Raw genomic sequence first — 22,297 nt, 5'->3', positions numbered from 1 at the left:
CGACAATGCCAAAAGCACGCTAGGTGCCATGAAGGGAATATCTGTACCCCACACCCAGGATTTCATTCATGAGCGGGCTTGGTTCCTGAGAAGATTTCAGGAAGTCCCCAATGGAAGGGAAAGACCAGTCCCCGAGTCCAGGTCAACAGACTTGCATTCTTTCACTCTGCCATCGGAGTTTTGGCGGGGTGAATTTTGTTTATCAACCATCAGGGAATAGTCATGCAGATTGGAATACCGAGAGAGAGTCTCGCCGGTGAAACCCGGGTCGCTGCGACCCCGGCAACGGTAGAGCAACTTAAAAAACTCGGCTTTGAAGTGACAGTGGAAGCAGACGCGGGTGCGCTGTCCAGCTTCAGTGATGCCGCCTTCGAAGCCGCCGGTGCCAGTGTGGTACCGAATGTATGGCAGGCCGACTTGATCTTTAAGGTCAACGCGCCAACCGAAGATGAAATCAGCCAAATCAAAGATGGTGCCACCCTGATAAGTTTTATCTGGCCGGCCCAGAATCCTGAATTGGTGGAAAAGCTGTCACAACGCAACATCAACGTGATGGCGATGGACATGGTGCCGCGGATCTCCCGTGCACAGTCCCTCGACGCCCTCTCCTCCATGGCCAATATCGGCGGTTATCGCGCCGTGGTGGAAGCGGCCCACGAGTTTGGCCGCTTCTTTACCGGCCAAATCACTGCCGCAGGTAAAGTCCCACCGGCCAAGGTGCTGGTGATAGGTGCCGGGGTTGCCGGTCTTGCCGCCATTGGTGCCGCCGGTTCATTGGGCGCCATAGTACGCGCCTTCGATACCCGTCTGGAAGTGGCCGAGCAGATCGAGTCCATGGGCGGTGAGTTCCTTAAGCTGGACTTCGGCGGGGAAGACGGCTCTTCCAGCGATGGCTATGCCAAAGTGATGTCTGATGAATTCATCAAGGCTGAAATGGCGCTGTTCGCCGAGCAAGCCAAGGAAGTGGATATCATCATCACCACCGCACTTATTCCAGGCAAGCCTGCGCCCAAGCTCATCACCAAAGAGATGGTCGACTCCATGAAGCCGGGCTCAGTGATTGTGGACCTGGCAGCCGCCACCGGAGGCAACTGCGAATACACCCAAAGCGGCGAACTCTTTGTGACCGACAATGGCGTTAAAGTCATAGGTTACACAGATCTGCCAGGGCGTTTGCCGGCACAGTCCTCCCAGCTTTACGGCACCAACCTGGTGAACCTGATGAAGCTGATGTGCAAGGAGAAAGACGGCAACGCCAACATAGACTTCGAAGACGTGGTGATGCGCAACATGACGGTCGTCAAGGCCGGTGAAGTCACCTTCCCGCCACCACAGATCTCTGTGACCGCGGCGCCCAAGAAACCGGCTGCCAAAGTCGAGCCGAAAAAGGCTGAAGAGAAAGCGCCATCCAAGCTCAAGTATATTTTGGGCGCTCTGGGTGTGGCCGCCTTCGGTGCCGTAGCCTCGGTAGCTCCGGCTGAGTTCCTGTCGCACTTTACTGTATTCGTGCTCGCCTGTGTGGTGGGTTACTACGTGGTTTGGAACGTGACTCATGCGCTGCATACGCCATTGATGTCCGTCACCAACGCTATTTCCGGCATTATTGTGGTAGGTGCACTGCTGCAGGTTGGCCAGGGCTCAGCCCTGATGACCGCACTGGCATTTATCGCCGTGCTGATTGCCAGTATCAACATCTTTGGTGGCTTTACCGTCACCCAGCGCATGCTGAAGATGTTCCGTAAGGATTAAGGGGGTATATCGTGTCTCAAGGACTGGTAACAGCAGCCTATATCATAGCGGCCCTGTTCTTCATCTTAAGCCTCGCCGGCTTATCGAAGCAGGAGTCTGCAAAAAATGGAAACCTGTTTGGGATCATAGGGATGTCGATCGCTTTGATCGCTACCATACTGAATCCCGAAACCAATGGTGTTCACTGGATCATTCTCGCCATGGTGATAGGCGGTGCCATAGGTATTCGTCTGGCGCTCAAGGTTGAGATGACAGAAATGCCTGAGCTGGTCGCCATTCTCCACAGCTTTGTGGGTATGGCCGCCGTATTGGTGGGTTTCAACTCTTTCCTCGGCCTGCACCCACAGGCGATGAACGAAGTAATAGTCACTGTCGGTAATGACCTCAATGCCACTCTGGAAGCCGCCAGGGCAGCCATAGAGCAAGCCGCCGCCTCGGCAGCGCATGAACCCATGACGGGTGCCATGCTCAACATCCACCTGGTGGAAGTCTTCTTGGGGATCTTCATCGGTGCCGTGACCTTCACCGGCTCTGTGGTGGCATTCGGCAAGCTCAGAGGCATTATCTCCTCCAAGCCGATGATGTTACCTCATCGCCACAAGCTCAACCTGCTGGCGGTTGTGGTATCCCTGCTGCTGATGATTTACTTCGTCAACGTAGGTGGCAGCATCTGGCCTCTGCTTATCATGACACTGATAGCCTTTGCCTTTGGCTGGCACCTGGTAGCCAGCATAGGCGGCGCCGACATGCCGGTTGTGGTATCCATGCTCAACTCCTACTCTGGCTGGGCGGCCGCAGCGGCGGGCTTTATGTTGTCCAACGACCTGCTGATCGTCACAGGTGCCCTGGTGGGTTCTTCCGGTGCCATCCTGTCTTACATCATGTGTAAGGCGATGAACCGTTCCTTTATCTCTGTGATTGCCGGCGGTTTCGGTACCGATGGCGCCGTTTCCAGCGGTGATGAAGAGATGGGCGAATACCGTGAAACCACAGCCGAGGATGTGGCCGAGCTGCTGAAAAACTCCAGCTCAGTGATCATCACCCCCGGATACGGCATGGCGGTAGCCCAGGCACAGTATCCCGTGGCCGAGATCACCCAGAAACTGCGTAATCTGGGAGTTAAGGTGCGCTTCGGTATCCACCCGGTTGCCGGACGTCTGCCGGGCCATATGAACGTGCTGTTGGCCGAGGCCAAAGTGCCTTATGACATAGTGCTGGAGATGGACGAGATCAATGATGATTTCGAAGACACAGATACAGTACTGGTGATAGGTGCCAACGACACGGTTAACCCGGCGGCCACTGAAGATCCTTCCAGCCCAATCGCCGGCATGCCGGTACTGGAAGTGTGGAAGGCCCGCAATGTCATCGGCTTCAAACGCTCGATGAACACAGGTTATGCCGGGGTGCAGAACCCACTGTTCTTCAAAGACAACACCCAGATGTTGTTCGGCGATGCCAAGGCCAGCGTAGAAGCGATTTTGAAATCACTCTAAGCGGCCTATCGCAGCTACAGCCGATGCAAAGAGCTCTTGCCTACAGATACTAGATAAACTTTAGTGGGTTATTGAAATGCAACAAAAAGCGGGCTAAATGCCCGCTTTTTGTATTGAAACAATATCAATTGTTTTGAGTTTCTGATTCTTCGATATCCCAAGTATGCTTAGTAAGTGCTTTATTTTGGCAATGTGGACAAAATTGAAATAACTAATGAATATAGTGAATTACCTGCAACACCATAAAAGGCATTTTCAGCAAGTGTTTTTAAGCTCATTGCCTTACTATTATCAGTTACGTACTTTCTAACATCATCTTCGATTCGCTGACGAGCCTCATCAGGTATATTTTCTTTCAAGTTAATTTCTAATAGATGTATTAAATTCCGAGGTAATTCATCTTGATTCGACAACTGCAATGAAAGGTGTTCTTGAGATTGCGTTAAGCTACTGCCTATAACACGCTGAAGTTCATACATTTGCTCTTCTAATGATATAACCCTGTTTTTATAGCTGTTATTTTCACTCTGATAAAGAGTCAATAATCTTTCATTATGCTTAAGTTCCATAACCGCCATATCTAACTTCATTTGCAATCTTTCCACATCTAAATTTGATTTTAAAACTTCACTCGGAACTTTTTTACCAACAACTACCAAACCGAATTCATACAGCGACTTTTCAATTTTTTCGACATCTCCAGATGCTGTTTCTACAATTAAGCACACTTTATTCTCTGTTTGCTCAATACTAACTTTAGCTTCTATCCCTGAATACTTTTGATGAAGAAACTCGTTGAAATATGACAGTATAGACAACCCAGCACTAGCTTGATGAGGAGTAAATGTTATTGACTTAGAAAGTTTAATAAAATCGAAATTATTGTCTTGAATAGTCTTGTCAATTGGTAACTCAGGCAACCCTGTAATAATTGCTGTAACTCCCATTGTATCAGTCATATCAGGATCTATTACTGCGCCAACGACAACTGTTGCGTTTTCCGCAAAAAACTGTTTAGCAGTATTCCCAACAATTTCGAACTCCTCTATAGACATATCCATACCAGCAGTAATATTAATCAAGACTCCTTTAGCACTTGAAAGTTCGTAATGCTGTAATGCCGGAGATTCTAATAAATTCATAACTGCTAGTTCCGCTCGCTCTTCACCGCGTTGCAATGAATATCCAACAGTGCTTAATCCCATATTAGTAAATATAGTTTTTACATCATTGAAGTCTACATTTATTAAACCTGGTCGCAGAACAAGGTTGACCAATCCTTTAATTAGGGCACTAAAATGGTTATTGGAATCATAAAACAGTTCATTAATATCATTTAACGAATTATTTTTTAAATTAAACTCTAAAAAGCGATCGTTTTCGATACATACTAAAGCATCTATGTGCTTTGATAATGACAGGTATGCCTGTTGAGACCTCAGTTTCTTGCTACGACCTTCAAATGTAAAAGGAAATGAAAATAATCCCACGCACAAAACACCAAGCTTTTTGGCTATCCTAGCTACGTGCTGAGAAACTAGACTACCAGTTTCCCCACCTAAACCTGCCACTAAAAAAATGACATCTATGTTAGAAATTCTATCCTTTATTCCACATTCTAAAAAATGAATATGTTCATTTAGTAAAATTGATTCACTGTGTTCATTTGAATAACTATTTAAAGCTTCTTTTGACGAATGAATATATAGTTTATTAACTTCAGGAGGTATAACCTCCTCCCCCATGTCATTGACTATTTTGCAACCCACACTCCCCACACCAACAACTATGGCTGATAGTTTGTCAAGTGGCTCATCCATTATATGAAACACTGTCTTTCTCCCTTACTTAACTTAGAAATTTCGAGTTAGAACTTATAAGGATATAGTTATGATGATTTGTATCTATACCTAAGTCTTATTTTTAACCACATTAGCACAAGTAACTGTATTTAGTAGTTAAAAACATTACAACTGAACAAGGCGACATAGATTAATGAGTAGCCGCGTGTCGCCCAATATGTTTACTCACTCGTTCACCGCAAGTGATAGATAGCCATGAAGCATGCCTTTAAATCCACTAGTCATTCAACCAAAAGCTAAAAAAGCGTAATCAACCATCATTTAGCGATGCCAAGGCCAGCGTAGAAGCGATTTTGAAATCACTCTAAGCGGCCTATCGCAGCTACAGCATGACTAACAGAGGGAGCCTGATGGCTCCCTCTTCTTTTGTCTTGTGCTTGCCTCTGCCAGTGGTCGTGCCTATAGCCACTTTCCTCCAGGAGTTTATTCAGGTACAAAATTAAAAAACAACCAAGGATGAACCATGAAACTCAGGCTGCCGCTGCTGGCTTTATTGCCGGCACTTCTTTTAAGTTCAGTCGCCCTGGCCAAGCCAGAGCCTTTGCTCTATGGCTACAGTGATACTCTGGCATCCAAGGTCTACCAAAGCGAGCGGCGCTGGATGCTGTCCTTGCCGGAGCGCTACCATGCCACCCAAGACAGTGGTCGCCGTTATCCCGTGCTCTATATCGTCGATGCCGACTTCCAATTCCGCCATGTCTCCGCTGCAGTCAATAACCTCGCCAGAATGGGCAAGATACCGCCCATGATAGTAGTGGGTATCGCCATGCAGGGGCAAAAAGACTACCTCTACTCCACCACCTGGCCATCGGCTGAGGGCGCAGACTTTGGCGGCAGCGACAAAATGCTCGCCCACCTGCAACAGGAACTCGTGCCCTATATCGACAAACACTACCGCACCTCGGGCCACAATGCCCTTGCCGGTTATTCTCTGGGGGGCTTGCTAAGCCTGCAGATGATGTTGCAATCCAGGAGTCCTTTCAGTGCTTTTCTCGCCATGAGTCCCAGCATCTGGTACGACAATATGGCGCTGCTTGAGCGGGCCGCTCCTTGGCTGAAACAGCCTAGGCAGACATCGGCCTACCCCAGGCTTTTTCTCTCTCTGGCCAACGAGCAAGGCATGGGGGTGGATGAATTCAGAAAACTGCTCGCTGAGCAGGCGTCCGAATGGCACTTCGACTACCGTTTCTTTCCCTCAGAGACGCACTACAGCACCGCCATGCCGGCGCTGCTTGCCGGGCTGGAAAGCCTGACGCCAGGTTACTTTACCGATGTTGGCCTCTTGCTGCAGCTTGGCGATTATGAAGCGGTAATGGCGCACTTTGAGGCCAAGAAAACACTTTGGAGCGGCTTTCATTTCGACTGGCTGCAGGCCTACACCTTGGGAAAGTACCTCTATTACAGTGAGCAGAAATCAAAGATGGCCGAAGTGCTCGCCCTGGCCAAGAAGCAGTTTCCAGAGGATCTTGCAGAGCTGAGTGCCGGCTTTGCCAAAGTGCTCAACAACCGGGGCGAGTTTAAGCTGGCCAAGGAACTCTTGCTGATGACCTCAAAAGCGGGCGCAACCCAGGCTGATTGGCAGCAACAACTGAGCCTGGCACTGGCGGCTGAAGGCGACAGCCTTGGGGCAAAAGCAGCTCATGCCAAGGCGCTGGAGCTGGCCGAAGCCTATCAACTGGAAAGCTGGGAATGGTGGGAACTGCAGTAATAGGCCCGGCGCGCCAAGGCGACCGGACCTTTATCGATCAAAATATTGGAAACAGCGCCGAAATCAGGCTATCTGCTGAACCAAGCCATGACTGGTGTTTATCTGCCGCAGAATATTCAGCAGATTGCCGCCCTTGTCTTCCCTCAACTGGCCGACATTCAAACGGTGGCTGATATCGGCCAGGCTCAACAATCCGCGGATCTGATGGGTCTGGGTATCGACCACAGCAAAATAGTTCTCGCGGCTGTGACGCAGGCTCTGCAACACATCGGCGACACTGGCGTTGGCAACCTCATCATAGGCCAGTGCCTGCAGTTGCTCTCTTGGCAGCATCAAATCAAATACCGTCCAGGAGGAAGGTTGATGGGCCTTGTCGACAAGCTTGAGCAGATTGTCCGGCGCCAACAGCTCCTGGGTGATAATACCCAGCATTTCATGACGGGCATTAATGACAAAGTGCAATGCGCTGTGTTCACTCTGCATCAGGGCTGAGGCATCAGGCGCCGGCATATCGGCGCTGATGACCATACGCGCACTGTGGCTGAAGTCCATCATGGCCTCTAAGGCATTGTCATAAGGGTTGAGTTGATTGGCTAAAGCAGAGGCTTGCAGCCTGTCGTTGCTGGCAATCGCAAAAGGATGAAGTGTTTTCATATTGTTACCTCACTTGGAAACTGGGTTGCCGGGCTTCGCATTAGTGCGAACCCGAAAGACGGTTTTCAAATGAGGTCTAATGGCGGTGCGCGGGTCTGTGCCTGAGGAAATACATGCAGTGCATGGGATTGCAATGACTCCAGCGACGGCAAGCGCAGTACCAACTCGGCCGAAGGCGCCAGATGAGTAGATTTCTGTTTCGGAAGCGTCGGCTCCTGAGAATCTGTCAGCGTCTTGAGGAACAGGCCTTGGGAATTATCTCCCTGCACCGCCAGAGGTATTGAGGCTGAAACCGGTACCAGAGAAACCTGCTGAGAATGGGCCTTAGGGATAGCAGCAAGAGTGCCCGTCAGCAAAATACTGACCAGCAATAATGCAAACCACCTCTCGATTCGGCTCATCTGTGATCCAGATCTCAAAACACCCATTTGCCGACAATAACACTGCCTTGGAAAAAAGCGCAATATTTTTCAGCGGTAAAAAATAAACCCCGCTCAGAGAACTGACCGGGGTTTATTAGAGAAGGCCGACTTCGACAGGCCCCGGCATGCCTTCAGTCGGATGCCTTGAACGCCAATTGCTGTGCAAGCCACTCTCTGCATCAGAGAGTGCCACGAGGGCTTATTCGCACCTTACCTACGAACCTAACTGAAACTCAGCGACGGATCTTCACCTCTGGCTCATTAAGCATCGCCAGCAAGGGATTTTGCTGCATCACTCTGGATTTGAGGCCAAACCCCAGGATAAGTCCCATGGCAAAGCCACCGATATGAGCCCAGTAAGCCACGCCTTCACCGGCCATCATCAAACCAACCACGTTGAATACCAGCCAGATGGCAAAGAAAGCCATAGGCGACAGCTTCTTCTGGTAGATAACAAACATAAAGGTCAGGCTGGCATGACGGAACCACAATAGATACATGCCGAACAGGCCGGCAATGGCGCCACTGGCACCCACCATAGGGATATTGGAGCCGGGATCGGCAATAATCTGCACCGCCGCAGCCGCCAGGCCACAAAGCAGATAAAGCCCAAGGAATCTCATGCGTCCCAAGGCGTCTTCCAGATTGTCGCCAACCACATAGAGGAAGTACATATTGCCCGCCAGGTGGATCCAGTCGCCGTGAAGGAACATATGGCTGAACAGGGTCCATACATGGCTGCCGTGCAACACCTCATCGGCCCGCAGGGCAAAGTTGGCAAATACGGTGTCAGCTATGTCCAAGTCTGTGCCATAAGCGGCAAAGATCATGATATTGAGTGCCAGCAGCAGGTAGGTGATGGCGGGTTGTGAACGGGTTTTGAGATTAAACTCCACCGGCATTTGCGACAAAAACTGAAACAGCCAGGTCTTCACACTGATCTTGCCATTCAGCTCGGCCAGTAGCCCTTGCAGCCTTGGGGATTGCACCACCTTATCCCTTTCATCCTTGTCGACCCAAACCCCACTGCAACTGTGGCAGACATCCAGCTCTATCTGATAGCCGTCCATCAGATGGTATCTGTGCATCTGTTCTTCACAGTGCATACACTGGCGCTTGGAAAGCCCGAGGTGCGGCCCCAGCGACTCCTCGATGCGCACATGATCGTTGCCATTGTCGGCTGTTGACAGCGCACCGTTAAGCTCGCCGTTGTCAAACCAGATGCCTTCACATTGATTGCAGCTGTCCACCTGCTCACCGTAAAGCTCAAAGGTGCGCATCGACTCGCTGTGACACCCGGGACATTTTAAACTCATGGATTATTCCTCTGTGATATTCACATCCATGCCACTACGCTGCAACTCAAGCTCCATACGCTGGAAACTCAGTTGCAGCTTAGGCAGAGTATCGGCCGAAATCTTCCCTACCAAGGCTCTTAACTTGGTTGTACCGACACCGCGGCTCAACTCTTGCTTTTCCATTTTTTCAATCAGCTGGGCAGATTCAATTCTGAACCTGCGGATAGCGGTCAGGATCTCAGCCGGTGTTTCCAGTGCATTGGCCGAGTAATACATGTTTTGCCAGACAAAATCGCTAAGCTGGGGATGCAATGACCGCAAGTCCAGCGGTCTGAGTTTATCTATGTCCGCCATATAGGCTTCCAGCGTCTGCAAGTTATCCCGCACTTCGTCATACAAGGCACGTTGTAGATGATAGTTGTTCTGGGTATTGACCAGAGAATCAAACTTAATCGCCTGTGACAGCCCCTGCTGCGCCGCCAGATAAACGCCCAAAACCGTTGCCAGCACCATCAACAGCTGGCTCACCCAGAAGCTGGTTTTCACCAGCTCACTATTGTCAAAATGAATTTTACGGCCGTTTGATACCGGCTCAGATTTCCTTTCCATAGCAACTCCCAATGATGGTATTTAACCTGTCATTGTGAGTCCGGGAAACTCAGTTATCCGTCGGCCGATTCCCAAGCAACAACCGGAGTTGTCAGTTTACATCCATACCGGCACGTTTCAGTTCGTCGGCCATCTTCTTATAGCTCTGCTCCAACTTGGGCAAGGTCTTGGTTTCGACCTCTTCAATCAGCACTCTCAGTTGTTTGGTACCAAAGCTTGGGCCATAGAACTTACGTTCAATTTTGCCGACAATATCTTCAGAGCCCATGTAGAAACGACGGGCACCGGAGAGGATATCGCTGGGGGTTTCCAGGGTGTAGGCAGAATACTTCATGTTTTGCCAGACAAAGTCCGCCATAACTGGATGATATTCTTTGATATTATAAGGTTTTTCTTTCTCTATTCGCTCAGCATACTCTGTCATTACAGTGACATTGTCTTTCAGCTCTTCATAGAGAGAATGTTGCAGATGATAGTTGTTCTGCATATTGGTCAGGCTATCAAACTTAATCGCCTGTGACAGACCTTCCTGCGCCGCCAAATAAACCCCGGCAACAGTGGCGATAATCATAAAAATTTGGCTGACCCAAAAGCTGGTTTTTACCAACTCCTGATTATCAAATCTGATCTTTTTGGCGCCGCGACGCTGGCTCTGCTCTTGATTGACTTCCATTTCGATACCTCTGTGGAACTGACTGAATTTTCAAGGCCGCCATCATACAGAAGGCCACTGCAACGAGCCAGTCCCATGGGCCATTTTTACCGCTCAGATCTCAACCAATATTCACAGTGCCACCGCCCACCAGAGTACCGCCGCAGTCAACCGCATCGCCGGTTCTGGCGGCGGGTGTCCCATCGATAAAAACACTGCCCGAACCCGCGGCAATGGTACGAGGGTGCGGCGGATGTTTGGGCTTGTCGTGGGGGGCCAATGAATCGCCCTGACGTGCCAGCGGAATACCATCCACCTTGACCGTGGAAGAGGCCGAAGTCACCGGCGTGGGTGGAAACCCATCATGATCTGTCCCTATATCGCCCAACTTAACGGCATTACCCATAACTGACTCCTTAATACCTTGATTAACGTCCGCAAAATTCATCTGCCCATTGCTGCACCCTGGCAAGCTCTGTATCTGTCAACTGCAGCCTGGCTGCCAAGGGTGCCAACTCGCCGCTCGATGATGCAGCCACTCTGGCCAGCACCCATAATTCAGACTCTCTTGGACTCAGGCCCTTGGCGGCGGCTTCCTCCCAGGCCAGAGTTACCGCCTGCGGCAAGCTGTAATAGAGTTCACTGCTATCCAGCAGCGGCTTGGCATCGAGCCATAAACGGCTGAGCCAGCGTTGTTGCTGCCGACTAAGCGGCGTTTGTGGGCTCAAGGGGCGCTCGGGCTTATCGGCCCAGCAGCGGCTATCGCTCACCAACGCCGGTTCTTGCTCCATTCCCGGGCCACTTTGGCGCATCGACTCCAGCCTCTCAGGGCGGACAGGCAGCAAAGGCTCTGCGGATGCGGCATTTTTGCGCCTCTGCCCTTCAATGGCCAGCATATACTGGCGATAATCCCTGTCGCTTGTATCGAGTGTCATGGGGCCAAACTGAGCCTGGGCCTGACGCAGGTACTGATAACGGCCGCAAACCGCGAGCCACACCTTGGCTTCGCCGCCCGGCAACAAGCCAAATAAAATGCCGGTTTGACAAGCTTTACCACTGTCATTATCGCCGGTTGCCGCGGCCAACATCTGCCGCTGCAACTCATCAGGCAAGCGGAAACTCAGTTCATAGACCCGCTCTTCAGTGAGCGCCAGATAGCGGATAAATATCTCTTCCGGCGGCTGAACATAGGCATCGGCGTTATAAAAACTGCTGATGCAGTTGAAACAAAAATCCAGTGTCCAGGGATCCAGCCCGCCGGAGGCATTGGCCTTATGGGTCTTGAGGTCCGGGATCCGCCGAAAGCCGGTATGCACCGAAGTCCAGTCCTGCTTACTGTTGAGGCCATAGACAGTCGGCACAGGATTGCCCATGGGCATGACTTCATAATAAAAAGGCGCCACTATCTCTATATCCCAGGGAATACCTTCGCTCTGAGATGCGGCTCTGGCGCTCATGCTGCCTCCCGAGCAGGCAAACAGAAAGCCGCTCATCAGCAATAACAACAGGCGAAGTACTGTGGCAAACCCCATAGGCATACTATTTCCCTTTTACGGCCGGGTGCACGGCGCGAGCATTGCCGTCGTTGGGGATATAAGGCACGATGAAACCACCGGCGACCGATACCACATCGGCGCTGTGGTGAATAAAGTGTGGCCTCAGTGCCCGCCTGAAAGATTCATCGCCAAGCAGCGGGTGCAGTTGCCCCTGCGTCGCCTGCTGCAATACCTCTTCGCAAATAGCGGCGAATGAACGGCCAAGCAGGTTAAAGTGACTGTTGAGATCTTCCACCTTGTAGCTGCTGTCCGAACTCCATTTCTGCTCGAAGGCACCATCATCAAAGTTCACACCGCTGAACTTGGCCAAACCGGCCATCAATCTTAGATACAGGCGTGACAGATCCCCTTCAACAATCCGCGTCATGGTCAGCTTCACCGTTACCCTCTCTTCCGGCTCCCTGTTCTTGTTGCCCTGCAATACAGGCCTGACCACATAATCGATACTCAAGTCCGAGGTCTGACACCAGTTCATGGTGACCAAACGATCGATTTCCCGCAGCACCTTTTTACCTGCATCTGAGGCCATCACCTTGGCGGTCAATGCCGGATCGTCCCCTTGACCAAAGGCCACCGGGCTATTGCTGCTGACGGCGTTTTTCGGCAAGCGGCTGTGATAGGCGGCAACCAGCTTGGTCTCGGTAAACAGCGGGTTGTAGGACTGCACCTTGCCATCGAAAAACTGGCGTGAATAGTAGCCACCGCCAAGATCCGAGTGTGCCCCGGGCAATACAGCCTCAAAGAAGGGGGCCGTTGGGTTTCGAGAGGCGTTGTTGAGGCTATTGAGCGAGAAGTTATACCTGAACTCATCCCTTGGATTGGCAGTGAGATGCACCACCTTCTTCACCCGCTTGGGATCCAGCCAGAGCTTCACATCCCCATTATGTTCATCATGGGGATCTATGCCGTCCCACAGGGTCGCAATTGCGGCGACGGTATCGTAAATACCGACGAAGTGGATCTGACAATGCTCATTGTTTTGCCAGTCCATATCCGAGCGCAGCGGTACATCGCTGCAATGCTTCGCCAGCGCGGCCTGGAACAGGTTATCTTTTTCCCTGAGCACCATGTTGGCGCAATGACGTGCCGCCGCTGCACCACGACTGAAACCAAAGAGATCAAACTCAAACTTACCTACGCCATCATACTGGTTGGCAAGGCGGCCCCACTGCGACTTGAGCTTGTTCTGACAGACATCATTCAATGCCTGCTCCACCCGAGACTCAACACCGTTATCCCCGCGTCCGGCTGCCACCCCGGCAAAGGCATCATCATCATCTATACCGTTAGCCGGCTCTTCCAGAGACGTACCTATCCCTTTGACATACAAGCCAAACTGCAAAAGGCCCGCGCCATAGAGTTGATTGGCGTAAAGCCACTCAAGTTTCTGCACATTGGTGTATTCATTGGTGGCACTGAGATTCTCCATCGCCTTGGGCATGGGTGCCTGACACTGAGCCGCCAGTTCAAGGGCCTGCTCCTGTGACTCCACCGAGAAGCGGTTCATACAGTAATGCGCCGCCCGCTCCTGCTGTTGCCGGCCCCAATCAACGTTATAGGTGTTGTTGGCTGTGCCATCGAAAAACAGCCCCATACGCACGGTTAACCATTTGAATGCCTGGATCTCCACCACATAGGCGTTGCGGCTGAGCAGCTCTATCGCACCACTCTTGCCTTTCCCGGCTTGATGGCGCTCGGCCACGGCTGCTGTAGGCGGCTGTTGCCAAAAATCACCAACCGTTGCCTGCAAATGCTGTTTAACCGTATTGTTGAAGCCCTTGGCCGCCTTAACATATTCAGGCACGGCGGAGGTTTCGGCAGCATTCAGGGGACGCCTGGACATCACAGCCTTGAGCCAGCTGTCGGTATCAAAAGTCAGCGTCACCGCCCCCGGCGCCAAGCAGGTGATCAGTTGCGGCCCCCCCGTCAACTTGAGCTGTCGACTGTTGCCGGCGGCATCGGTAACAGTGGCTGTTAACCCAGATAAGGGCTGATTGCTTTCATCACGAAAGTCGATTTCAATCCAGTCGGTTAAGGTTTCACAGGGGATAGTGTGCTGACTCATGCATGCTCCATCCATTTAGCCAAATTCAAAAAGTCCTGTTGATTCAATCTCATTCCTTGGGCGATCGCCGGCATCGGATAGCTGACACTGCGCCCCAGACGCGCGGCAGCAAACACAGGGATATCCTCTTCATCCACCCCTTGTTCACGACCCCGAAGAATCGCCGCCTTAATGATCTCCCGCCGCTTGGGTTGCTGACTCATCAAGGGATGCAACTCTCGCCATAACTGGCGCTCAACAATATAGATATGGCGCTGGATGTCACTTTGTCCGGCCAGATGCTCGGGTTTCATCTGCCACCAGATATCCGCATGCTCGGTATAACCGGGCTCGCCCGGGTGCTGCACTACAATGCTGCTATGCTGGGCCTTAACGAGGCTGGCGGGATCAAGATGCTGCGCCTCATCCATAGGGTCGTCGCTGTTGCCGCTTGGCAGCGGCTTGCCGACAAAGCTCAAACGGGTTATCGGCCCCAGAAAAGCCCCCAACTCAACTTGGCTCAAGCGCGGCAGCATAGGTTGCAGCACTCTGGGGTCATAGAAGCGGAATACCACTCGCTCACCATCACATGCCGCCAGCAACAGACTCTTCAAGTGGGCAAGCAGTTGCGGCCTGGGCAAATGACTCTCCAGCGCCAGAATAGGGCAATCGGCAAATGGCGCTTGCTGCAACAATTCCGGCCGTGCCGGCACCAACCATGGCCCCTTATCCTTATGGGACTCGAGCAAGGTGCCCTGAAACAAAGGCACGGCATCCACGCCGCCCTGTTGATAATAAGCGGGCAGCAGCTTTTCATTGGCCAGGGAATTAAGCAGCCAATAGCCTAATTCACTCAGGGTGTCATTCCGTTGCACAAACATTTCCACTCCTTGATAACCAAAGCCGCGCGGCGACTCCGGCAGCAATCAATCCTTGGCTTCAACCAGCTTGCCATCTTGCAAGCGGTAATCTGTGGTAACCAGCAAAGCCTTATCCGCATTTGTATCTCTGCTGCTGATGACTCTGATCCTTGGCTCTCCGGCGGATGTGTACTGCAGTTCTATTCCATCTCTATCCGATACCAAGTCATCGGAAGGCAGTCGCCGCAGCAGATTGCCCTCGAGCCGATAAACATTCATCAGGGTCTGATGCCCGCCTGCCTTGTATCTAAGCAGAATCTCAACTTGTCCATCTCCGTCGAGATCAACCGCTTGCAATTGGGGGGTATGGCCTGTGAAACCGTCGATGATCCGCGGATAACCCTGGCGATTATATTGCGTCAGATAAAGCTCCGCGGTGGGCATGCGATCGCCTTCGCTATCGGCAAACCAGAGGGCGGAGACATCCACTCTGGCGATAGTCTGCAACTCAAACGTTAAACTCGCCTCCGCTGACTTCTGGGAAAAACCGTTTTCTGCTGTTGTTGCCCAAGCCGGAATCGCACCGCAACACAGCAACACCCAAGCTAATACCAACTGCCTCATTATTTGTCTGCCTTACCGGTGATACGCCACCAGTCCTGTTCAAATTTCTCCACTGTGCCTTTGCCAAGCACAGTGTTGTAGTATTGCTTCCAATATTTGGCTACCGCCTTGATATCCTGACCATCAGGGAAGGCCTCTCCGGTTCTGAATCTGGCTCTGGCATAGTGCACGTAAGCCATGGCGGTGGCGTATTCATCATTGTTGCGCAGCTCGGATAGTCTGTCATCCGAGCCTTGCAGTGCCGAAACCTTCTTCGCCAATTTCGACTTATACTTCAGGAAGTTGTCCCAGATATCATTGTGGGTCGCCGGTTCCATCTGGTACAGCCCCTTGGCGGGTCCGTTACCCATCTGATCTCTCATGGTCAGATGGCTCTCATGAGCAGCCGTCCCCAGCAATAGAATTTCGGCATCTTCATCGACCACATCGAGTTTTGCCAGCGTTGGCCGGATCACTTCACGGCGAAAACGCTCGGCTTCAGTTTCTTCTGTCTGTGGCTGGGTCTCAGCTTGTTGACTATCTGCGGCGCCGGGCGCCACTGCAGAAGCCGCTCCGCCACTGGCCGCAGTGTCTGCTGTTTCTGCCGTATCGGCTTCAGCTGAAGTCTCAGCAGCGCTTTGCGCCTGAGCTTGAGGCTGAGATTGAACCTCCTCTTCGGTCAGCGGGCACACCTGCACCGCAGGCGCGGCGAACTCCTCGGCAACCAACAGCGCAGATAGGGGAACACTTCCCCCCTGAGGCAATATTGCCTGTTCAACCGCGCCGGGTAACACAGGTGCCAAACCGCTGAAACCACTGGCACTGCCTGGGCTGCCCCCTGAGTTGAGGTTGATCCCTGGGCCGGAAAGATGCACCCCGGCCGGATCGACCTTGACAAAACTGCCACCGGCCTTAAGCGTTACTTCGGCACCGGACTCGATCACTATCTTGGCACCGGCTTTCAGTTGAATTTCCGGCCCGGCCTGCAGCAGGTATTTGTCTGCAACCTTGATCTGTTGGCTGCCATCCACTATCAGGCTCTTGTCGCCGGTTACCTGCTGGCGGGACTCGCCCAACACCGTCAGGTGCTCGTTGCCGCCAATGCGGCTGCGCCTTTCATTGTCCACATCCAGGTGGTTGTCGTGCTTGATATGCTCGTGTCTGTCATTCTCGGTCAGTAGGTTCAGGTCTTTCTGCGCGTGCAGGTAAATCTCCTCTTCCCCCGCTTCATCCTCAAACCTCAGCTCGTTGCTGCCCTCGCCCTTGTGGCTCTGGGTCTTCAGCACCGTGCGGGTCTTGTGGGCCGGCAGCGCGTAAGGCACCTGGTTCACTGCATGGAAGGCCCGGCCGGTGATGATGGGTTGGTCCGGGTCGCCGTCCAAAAACGACACTATCACTTCATGCCCTATCCGCGGCAGTGCCATAAAGCCATACTGACCACCGGCCCAGCCCTGGCTGACCCGTATCCAACAACTGCCGTGCTCGTCCCCCCTGGCATATCTGTCCCAGGGGAATTGCACCTTCACCCGGCCGTATTCGTCACAAAATATCTCTTCATCCTTCGGCCCCACCACGGTCGCTATCTGCGGCCCCGCCATCTGTGGTTTGGTCTTCGGCTCCGCTTGCCATTGCATGGAGGATGGCACCGCCACTATCTCGTTACTGTAAGTCGTGCCGCGGCTGCTGTTGTCCTCTTCCGCCGCATTGCCCTGCTCGCCTGTGTGGCTGACCCCTACTATCACCCATTCGCGGTTAAGGCTCGCATCCGGGTGTTCGCTCAGGGCAAACTTCTGCCCGCTCAACGCCTGCAGTTGGTCACTCTTGAGCAGCAGCTGTTCGCTCTCCCGTCTCAGTCCCGCCAGGCGCACCTTGCTGAACAGTTTGCCGTCGGCATCGTCCTTGTAGCGCCCCGGGTAGTCGAAGTGTTCATAGCCGCTCTGTTGCCAGTCTGCATCCTCTGTGCTCGGTTGCAGGAAGCTGTAGGCCGGTTTGCGGAAGCTGTAGTCCTTGAGGGTGGCACCACTCTCGGCCCGACTGTGGCGGTATTCGGCGCTGCGGACACTCGCCTGCTCGGCGCGTCCTCCCGCCAGGGCGTTGTAAGGGTAGCTGTGGGGGCTCAGGCTCAGTTTGTCCAGTGCATCGCACAGCACCAGGGTATGTTTGTCGCTGCTGTGCTCGAAGTAGTAGAACAGTCCCGCTTCGCGGGTCAGGCGTTCGAAGAAGTCAAAGTCGCTCTCGCCATACTGCACGCAGTATTCCCGTTTGCGGCTTTCATGGCGCGGGTCACAGCGAAAGGCGTAGTCGGTAATGCCCATTTCGCCGAACAGCACCGCGATGATGTCGGTCAGGCTCTTTTCCTGGAAGATGCGGCTGTTGTGCCGCAGCTGCAGGCGGCTCAGGGCCGGCTCCAGTCTCAGCCGGTAGCGGGTCTGTCTATGGCCGCTATCGCCGCGGCCAAAGCGGCTTACTATGCCGTGCAGTTCTCGCTGGCATTCGCCGTCCTGCCACCAGCTCAGTACCCCGCTCTGGTCAACCAAGTCGCTCGCCTTGATATCGTCCCGGCGACTCAGCAACTCAAGCTCAACCACATAAGGACTCGACACCGATTCTTTCAGCTTAAACGACAGCACCGACAGGCTATCCTCTGCCAAACTGCCCGCCTTGAATCCAAAACGCATGCCGCTCCCTTGATGACTCATCTTCGCTGTCCTTATTGTCCCTGTCCTTTCGCGGTACTCTTGCTGTCTGAGCTCTTGCTGTCTGAGCCCGGCTTCCCTTGTTTTAGGGGAAGGCGTTGAGCTCCGCTCGCTGAGTGCCCTTTTGCTCTTGGTTTAAATGCTCTTGGTTTAAATGCGATTGACTCGAATGTCTGTTGAATGTCCGTTTAGCCGAATGGCACCAAAAGCCATTGGCCTGCTCTCTGGCTCTCCATCAACCGTTTACACTGTCAGTTGACGTCCCCGCCAGAAAACACCCCAATGGCAAACAGCCACCGCAAGGCGGTGGCTGACACACACTATCAGGCTTCGATGGGCTTGCGCCAGTCATCTGCACCTGAAGTACCGGCACTTACGTGGTCCCAGTCTATCTTGCGATAGGCCATTGACACCTCAACCAATTGGGTGAAATCCGCCTTGTTCGGGTCCTGGCAGTGTGGCATGTGGCAGTTGATGTCCACTATCGTCGCACCTTCAAGCTTGGTGGTGAAGAAGTGCTCCTGCTTGCCCTCGATAGAGGTGCGGTACCACTTCAGTTCAACCTTGTTCAGCTTCTCACCGGATGACAGCGAGTTGTACATCAAAGGCACCGCCTTGTTCAGCGCCACGGTGAACTTGAACGGCTTGTGCACCCGTTGACCCGAAGGCATACCTGACTGTGGGTCGGTCGGCACTGTCACCACATGGTTGAATTCCTGAACCAGCATCTCGTCTTCATGACCTTCCACAAAGATGTCGCCCACTGACTCGGCCGTAAACGCGCCTGCGGTGATGTTGCCCTGGGTTTGACCTTCGATGGAGATATAACATGGTGTTGGCATGGTTAATTCCTTTTACTGTTGAATGAGTGATAAAACCTCATCACCCAATGCCAGAAGCATGCCAAATCGTAAGCTGCTGTTTTACAACAACATCCAAACCAACCCCCACTCTCCGGGCAATTTCTTGCCCAAACCCAGGCAATTTTTTGCTCGCCGGGCAAGTTTTTGCCCGAAGAGAGTTGCCCGAAAGAGTGGCCTGAAGGAATGTCCCAAGGAATAAGCGGAAGTCGACTGGCTTTAAGAGCATTCCTGTAAAAGTCTTAGAGAAGGTGTGAATAAGCCCTGGTGGCGTTCACTTTTACAATTTGGGATAGCTCTGGGGTAAATTAGCTCGTCGTCATAGCCCTAGGCGGCTGGTTTGACAAAATCCCCCAGAGAGCCTCCGGCTTGGTAGTGCGCGGTGATTTCCGCTTTTAAGCGAACCAGCTCAGCGCTGGGCTGGGCCCATTCACTTTCAGGCAACGGCTGAGACCAGGCCTCCAGTGCTTCGGTGGGTTTAAAGGTGGCAAGGTTTTGGGTCCACTCTGATACCCAATAGGGAAACTTCCACAGGCAAAACACATTCACCAGATAAAACCATACCATGCCCGCATAGGAAGTACTGTGCAGACCCCACTCCATCCAAAACAGGTTTTTCGGCCCTATCTTAAAGTGTTCGTGCAGCAACTTGCGATGCTCATCAAAGCTGTGTCTATCTTCCGGTTGCGCCGCTGAGGCCCAATATTCCGGTGCTTCATCCATATAACAGCGCATAGTCTCCCAGGAGAGCTGCGCCGAGGCCACTGTGGCAACCGGCCGGGTAAGCACCCAGTAGTTGTCGCCATGGGGCAAGGCCATCCCAAAAGTGACGTTAGTCATCACATTGGTGCCGGTGGCGCCCTTATGCATGGCGACCCAGGACACCACCTCCTCCCAGGGAATAAACTGCGGCTGCTTGCTGCCCTCGGGGTAGTAGCACACCTCACGCCGCTGGCGGTTAAACCTCAGCGGCCGCTGGCGGGCGGCTTTCAGCGATGTGCTGATGATGGCATAGCCGCCTAAACAGAGGGCTGCTGATGACATAATAATGGTGAATGGTAACCCCTCAATCACAGATTCAACAAAGTAATGCCATAACGAAGCCTGCCCGTCATAGATAATGTAATCCCTACGCGCTATCAACAAGCTGGTAGCTATTTGCACAAAAAGAAAAAAGCTTATACAGCCTGTATACAACTGCACCTGAAAGGCCTTGCCATGACTGGCTCCGCCTATGTCCATATAGACATCATTGATTTCCAGTACCTCGCCCGAGGGACCAAGTGCCGATGAGTCCATGGCCGAAGGCAGGGGTTTGGGGGAGAAAAACAGCGCCTCGCCTAGGGGAAAGGGGCGCAGCTCCCCCGCATAAGGGGGAGTGGCATTAAGATCTAAGCTGGCTGATGTTTGGCTCATAATTGACTCTTTGCCTATTGACGCACTTTCGAATGGAAAATAGGAGGATTACCGTTCAAGGAAGGCACTCAAAACAACCACAAGAAAAATCTCACATCAGTAAATTTCGAGTGGTTCATTGAGCACCTTAGCTTCAGGAAGTTTATTTATCATCAATTGTTTTACTTGGTCAAAATTTTCTTCTGTACAGAATACGATCGCACCTCGACTAAGATCTTTGCTGTATATATCTATTATCCTACGACTTTCACAAATATTAATTATACTTAATTGGCTAGCAGCCTCTAAGCCTTTCTCATGCCAGAATACTGGAATGTAATGAGCATATTCAGGTTCACCATTGGGAAAGGGATAGAAACTTAACAAGGCTAACCCTCCCGCCCCAGCCAACAGCAATGGATTGACCATCAAGGCGATAGGGATCACCAAGAGTGCGATGCCTCTTAAGATAAAGAGAAATGACTCCGGCACCTCATTTTTATAACGCCATCTGGGGTAGATTTTTACTTCGTCCCTTAGAATACCGGACTCAGTGATTTTATAAGCCACGCTGTGGTATTGACTCCTGGAGACATAATACAAAAACATAACCATTGAAAACATGAGAGCAACCATCATAAATACGGCTTTCAGTGATTCATAACTAGGAGGTGTACTGCTCATCAAGTTACCAAAAAGAAAAATGCCCCCAGGAATCCCACAAAAGACCCCTAACACTTTCAAGTGATGCACTAATGGGGAGTCCTTCCAAAAAAAGCTCGCGGCATAGTCCACTGAAAAAGTGCCGGTTCCTGCTCCAGTTTATCAATTTCTGCTTGCGGGAAATCCCCCTCCTCAACATAAGGATAATACTTAATATAATCTGGCCGCTTAATTAACAGACTCAAACCATTACCCTATTAAAAATCTCTAATACCAATCGCTTATGACTATGCTGAATGTAGTTGGGTCTTTTTACTAATTGGCTCATCATTCGTCCAACTTAATTTAAGTAATAACTCAAATCGACAACTCCTCTTTAACCACCTTGGCCTCTGGTAACTTCTTCAGTACAAACGCTTTAACTTCCTCATAGTTTTCTTTGGTGCAAAATATCGCACCGCCATTACGCCAATTTAAACTTCTGACATGAATAATGCGTCTTCGCGGACTAAGATTAATTATACTCAGTCTTTCTTCATCAGAAATTCCATTCTCGTGCCAAAAAATTGGAATATAGTGAGCCTTTTCAGGTTCAGAAGGCTCTACCTTTTTAAAACTCAATAACGCCAGGCCGCCGACACCCACCAATAAAAATGGGTGTATAACCAGAGCTATCGGCACAAGGATAAGAGTCATAACTCTCAGAACCCACATCAAAACTTCCGGGTTAATGGCGCCATAACCCCACCTTGGACACAGTTTAACCTCATCCCTTAAAAAGCCCGATTCGGTGATCTTATATGCTACATGGTGATATTGAAGCCGAGTGAAATAATAAATTATCAATAAAATCGAAGAAAGGAAAACGCCAATACCGATAACTGAATTCCAATCATCAGGTTGTGGATTTTCTGATGCTAGATTTATCAATGAAAAAAACAACATAGGGATACCTGCGAAAATCCCCCAAATCATTAAAATCGATGCCAAACCACTAAATCGATGAAAAAAAGCCCTTGGCATAGTCCACTGAAAGATTGCGGGTTCATCTTCAAGCTTGGCAATATCAGCTTGTGTGAAAAGCCCATTCTCGAGACCATACTTGCTATACTGGATATAGTTTGGTCTTTTTACTAATTGGCTCATCATTCGTCCAAATCAATTGAAAAT

At 51.6% G+C, this 22,297-nt stretch carries 19 protein-coding genes; 3 read left to right on the top strand and 16 right to left on the bottom strand.

Annotated elements, in window-relative coordinates:
• The first annotated feature begins 222 nt into the window (after positions 1–222).
• A complete protein-coding gene (pntA, locus tag E1N14_RS04340) occupies positions 223–1,749 on the top strand; it encodes a Re/Si-specific NAD(P)(+) transhydrogenase subunit alpha (RefSeq protein WP_062793971.1) in 1,527 nt (508 codons plus the stop codon).
• Between the two features lie 11 nt (positions 1,750–1,760).
• Positions 1,761–3,245: a Re/Si-specific NAD(P)(+) transhydrogenase subunit beta gene (pntB, locus tag E1N14_RS04335; RefSeq protein WP_025009970.1), complete on the top strand. Its 1,485-nt coding sequence runs from the start codon at positions 1,761–1,763 to the stop codon at positions 3,243–3,245.
• A 179-nt stretch (positions 3,246–3,424) separates the two neighbouring features.
• On the opposite strand, the gene E1N14_RS04330 is transcribed toward pntB, so the two are convergent.
• Positions 3,425–5,077 carry a cell division protein FtsZ gene (locus tag E1N14_RS04330; RefSeq protein WP_025009969.1) on the bottom strand — a complete coding sequence of 551 codons (1,653 nt, stop codon included), beginning with the start codon at positions 5,075–5,077 and terminating at the stop codon, positions 3,425–3,427.
• Between the two features lie 493 nt (positions 5,078–5,570).
• On the opposite strand from E1N14_RS04330, the gene E1N14_RS04325 reads away from it, so the two are divergent.
• The gene (locus tag E1N14_RS04325) at positions 5,571–6,815 is read left to right on the top strand and encodes an alpha/beta hydrolase (RefSeq protein WP_025009968.1); all 1,245 of its coding nucleotides are present in this window, start codon (positions 5,571–5,573) and stop codon (positions 6,813–6,815) included.
• A 63-nt stretch (positions 6,816–6,878) separates the two neighbouring features.
• On the opposite strand, the gene E1N14_RS04320 is transcribed toward E1N14_RS04325, so the two are convergent.
• The 15 genes from E1N14_RS04320 to E1N14_RS04250 form a co-directional block, all read right to left on the bottom strand.
• Positions 6,879–7,469: a CBS domain-containing protein gene (locus E1N14_RS04320; RefSeq protein ID WP_025886897.1), complete on the bottom strand. Its 591-nt coding sequence runs from the start codon at positions 7,467–7,469 to the stop codon at positions 6,879–6,881.
• Positions 7,470–7,534: 65 nt separating this feature from the next.
• Complete coding sequence (locus E1N14_RS04315; RefSeq protein ID WP_025009965.1) at positions 7,535–7,870, bottom strand: hypothetical protein; 336 nt, start codon at positions 7,868–7,870, stop codon at positions 7,535–7,537.
• A 254-nt stretch (positions 7,871–8,124) separates the two neighbouring features.
• Positions 8,125–9,207 carry a rhomboid family intramembrane serine protease gene (locus tag E1N14_RS04310; RefSeq protein WP_025886895.1) on the bottom strand — a complete coding sequence of 361 codons (1,083 nt, stop codon included), beginning with the start codon at positions 9,205–9,207 and terminating at the stop codon, positions 8,125–8,127.
• Positions 9,208–9,210: 3 nt separating this feature from the next.
• Positions 9,211–9,798, bottom strand: coding sequence for a hypothetical protein (locus E1N14_RS04305; RefSeq protein ID WP_025009964.1), 588 nt, complete (start codon positions 9,796–9,798; stop codon positions 9,211–9,213).
• 91 nt (positions 9,799–9,889) lie between these two features.
• Positions 9,890–10,471 carry a hypothetical protein gene (locus E1N14_RS04300; RefSeq protein ID WP_025009963.1) on the bottom strand — a complete coding sequence of 194 codons (582 nt, stop codon included), beginning with the start codon at positions 10,469–10,471 and terminating at the stop codon, positions 9,890–9,892.
• 100 nt (positions 10,472–10,571) lie between these two features.
• Entirely contained in the window at positions 10,572–10,856 is a 285-nt protein-coding gene (locus tag E1N14_RS04295) for a type VI secretion system PAAR protein (RefSeq protein ID WP_025009962.1), read from the bottom strand.
• A 22-nt stretch (positions 10,857–10,878) separates the two neighbouring features.
• Positions 10,879–11,988, bottom strand: a complete 1,110-nt coding sequence (locus tag E1N14_RS04290; protein ID WP_062793972.1) for a DUF2931 family protein — start codon at positions 11,986–11,988, stop codon at positions 10,879–10,881.
• A gap of 1 nt (position 11,989) precedes the next feature.
• On the bottom strand, positions 11,990–14,071 hold the full coding sequence (locus E1N14_RS04285) for a phospholipase effector Tle1 domain-containing protein (RefSeq protein WP_062793973.1): 2,082 nt from the start codon (positions 14,069–14,071) through the stop codon (positions 11,990–11,992).
• The gene (locus E1N14_RS04280; protein WP_152134864.1) at positions 14,068–14,931 is read right to left on the bottom strand and encodes a DUF4123 domain-containing protein; all 864 of its coding nucleotides are present in this window, start codon (positions 14,929–14,931) and stop codon (positions 14,068–14,070) included. Before E1N14_RS04280 ends, E1N14_RS04285 begins: the two co-directional genes overlap by 4 nt.
• A 45-nt stretch (positions 14,932–14,976) precedes the next feature.
• The gene (locus E1N14_RS04275) at positions 14,977–15,534 is read right to left on the bottom strand and encodes a hypothetical protein (protein ID WP_025009957.1); all 558 of its coding nucleotides are present in this window, start codon (positions 15,532–15,534) and stop codon (positions 14,977–14,979) included.
• On the bottom strand, positions 15,534–18,212 hold the full coding sequence (locus tag E1N14_RS04270; RefSeq protein WP_208155360.1) for a type VI secretion system Vgr family protein: 2,679 nt from the start codon (positions 18,210–18,212) through the stop codon (positions 15,534–15,536). The genes E1N14_RS04275 and E1N14_RS04270 overlap by 1 nt, the downstream gene beginning before the upstream one ends.
• A 320-nt stretch (positions 18,213–18,532) precedes the next feature.
• Positions 18,533–19,051 (bottom strand): Hcp family type VI secretion system effector, encoded by a 519-nt coding sequence (locus E1N14_RS04265; protein WP_025890191.1) that lies wholly within the window; start codon positions 19,049–19,051, stop codon positions 18,533–18,535.
• 345 nt (positions 19,052–19,396) lie between these two features.
• Positions 19,397–20,485: a hypothetical protein gene (locus E1N14_RS04260; RefSeq protein ID WP_025012153.1), complete on the bottom strand. Its 1,089-nt coding sequence runs from the start codon at positions 20,483–20,485 to the stop codon at positions 19,397–19,399.
• Between the two features lie 96 nt (positions 20,486–20,581).
• Entirely contained in the window at positions 20,582–21,217 is a 636-nt protein-coding gene (locus E1N14_RS04255) for a hypothetical protein (RefSeq protein WP_152134863.1), read from the bottom strand.
• Between the two features lie 267 nt (positions 21,218–21,484).
• Positions 21,485–22,276 carry a hypothetical protein gene (locus tag E1N14_RS04250; RefSeq protein ID WP_062793999.1) on the bottom strand — a complete coding sequence of 264 codons (792 nt, stop codon included), beginning with the start codon at positions 22,274–22,276 and terminating at the stop codon, positions 21,485–21,487.
• Positions 22,277–22,297 lie beyond the last annotated feature (21 nt).

Source organism: Shewanella algae (assembly GCF_009183365.2).
In the GTDB taxonomy this organism is placed as follows: Bacteria; Pseudomonadota; Gammaproteobacteria; order Enterobacterales; family Shewanellaceae; genus Shewanella; species Shewanella algae.
This window is presented reverse-complemented; position numbering and strand designations above follow the sequence as displayed.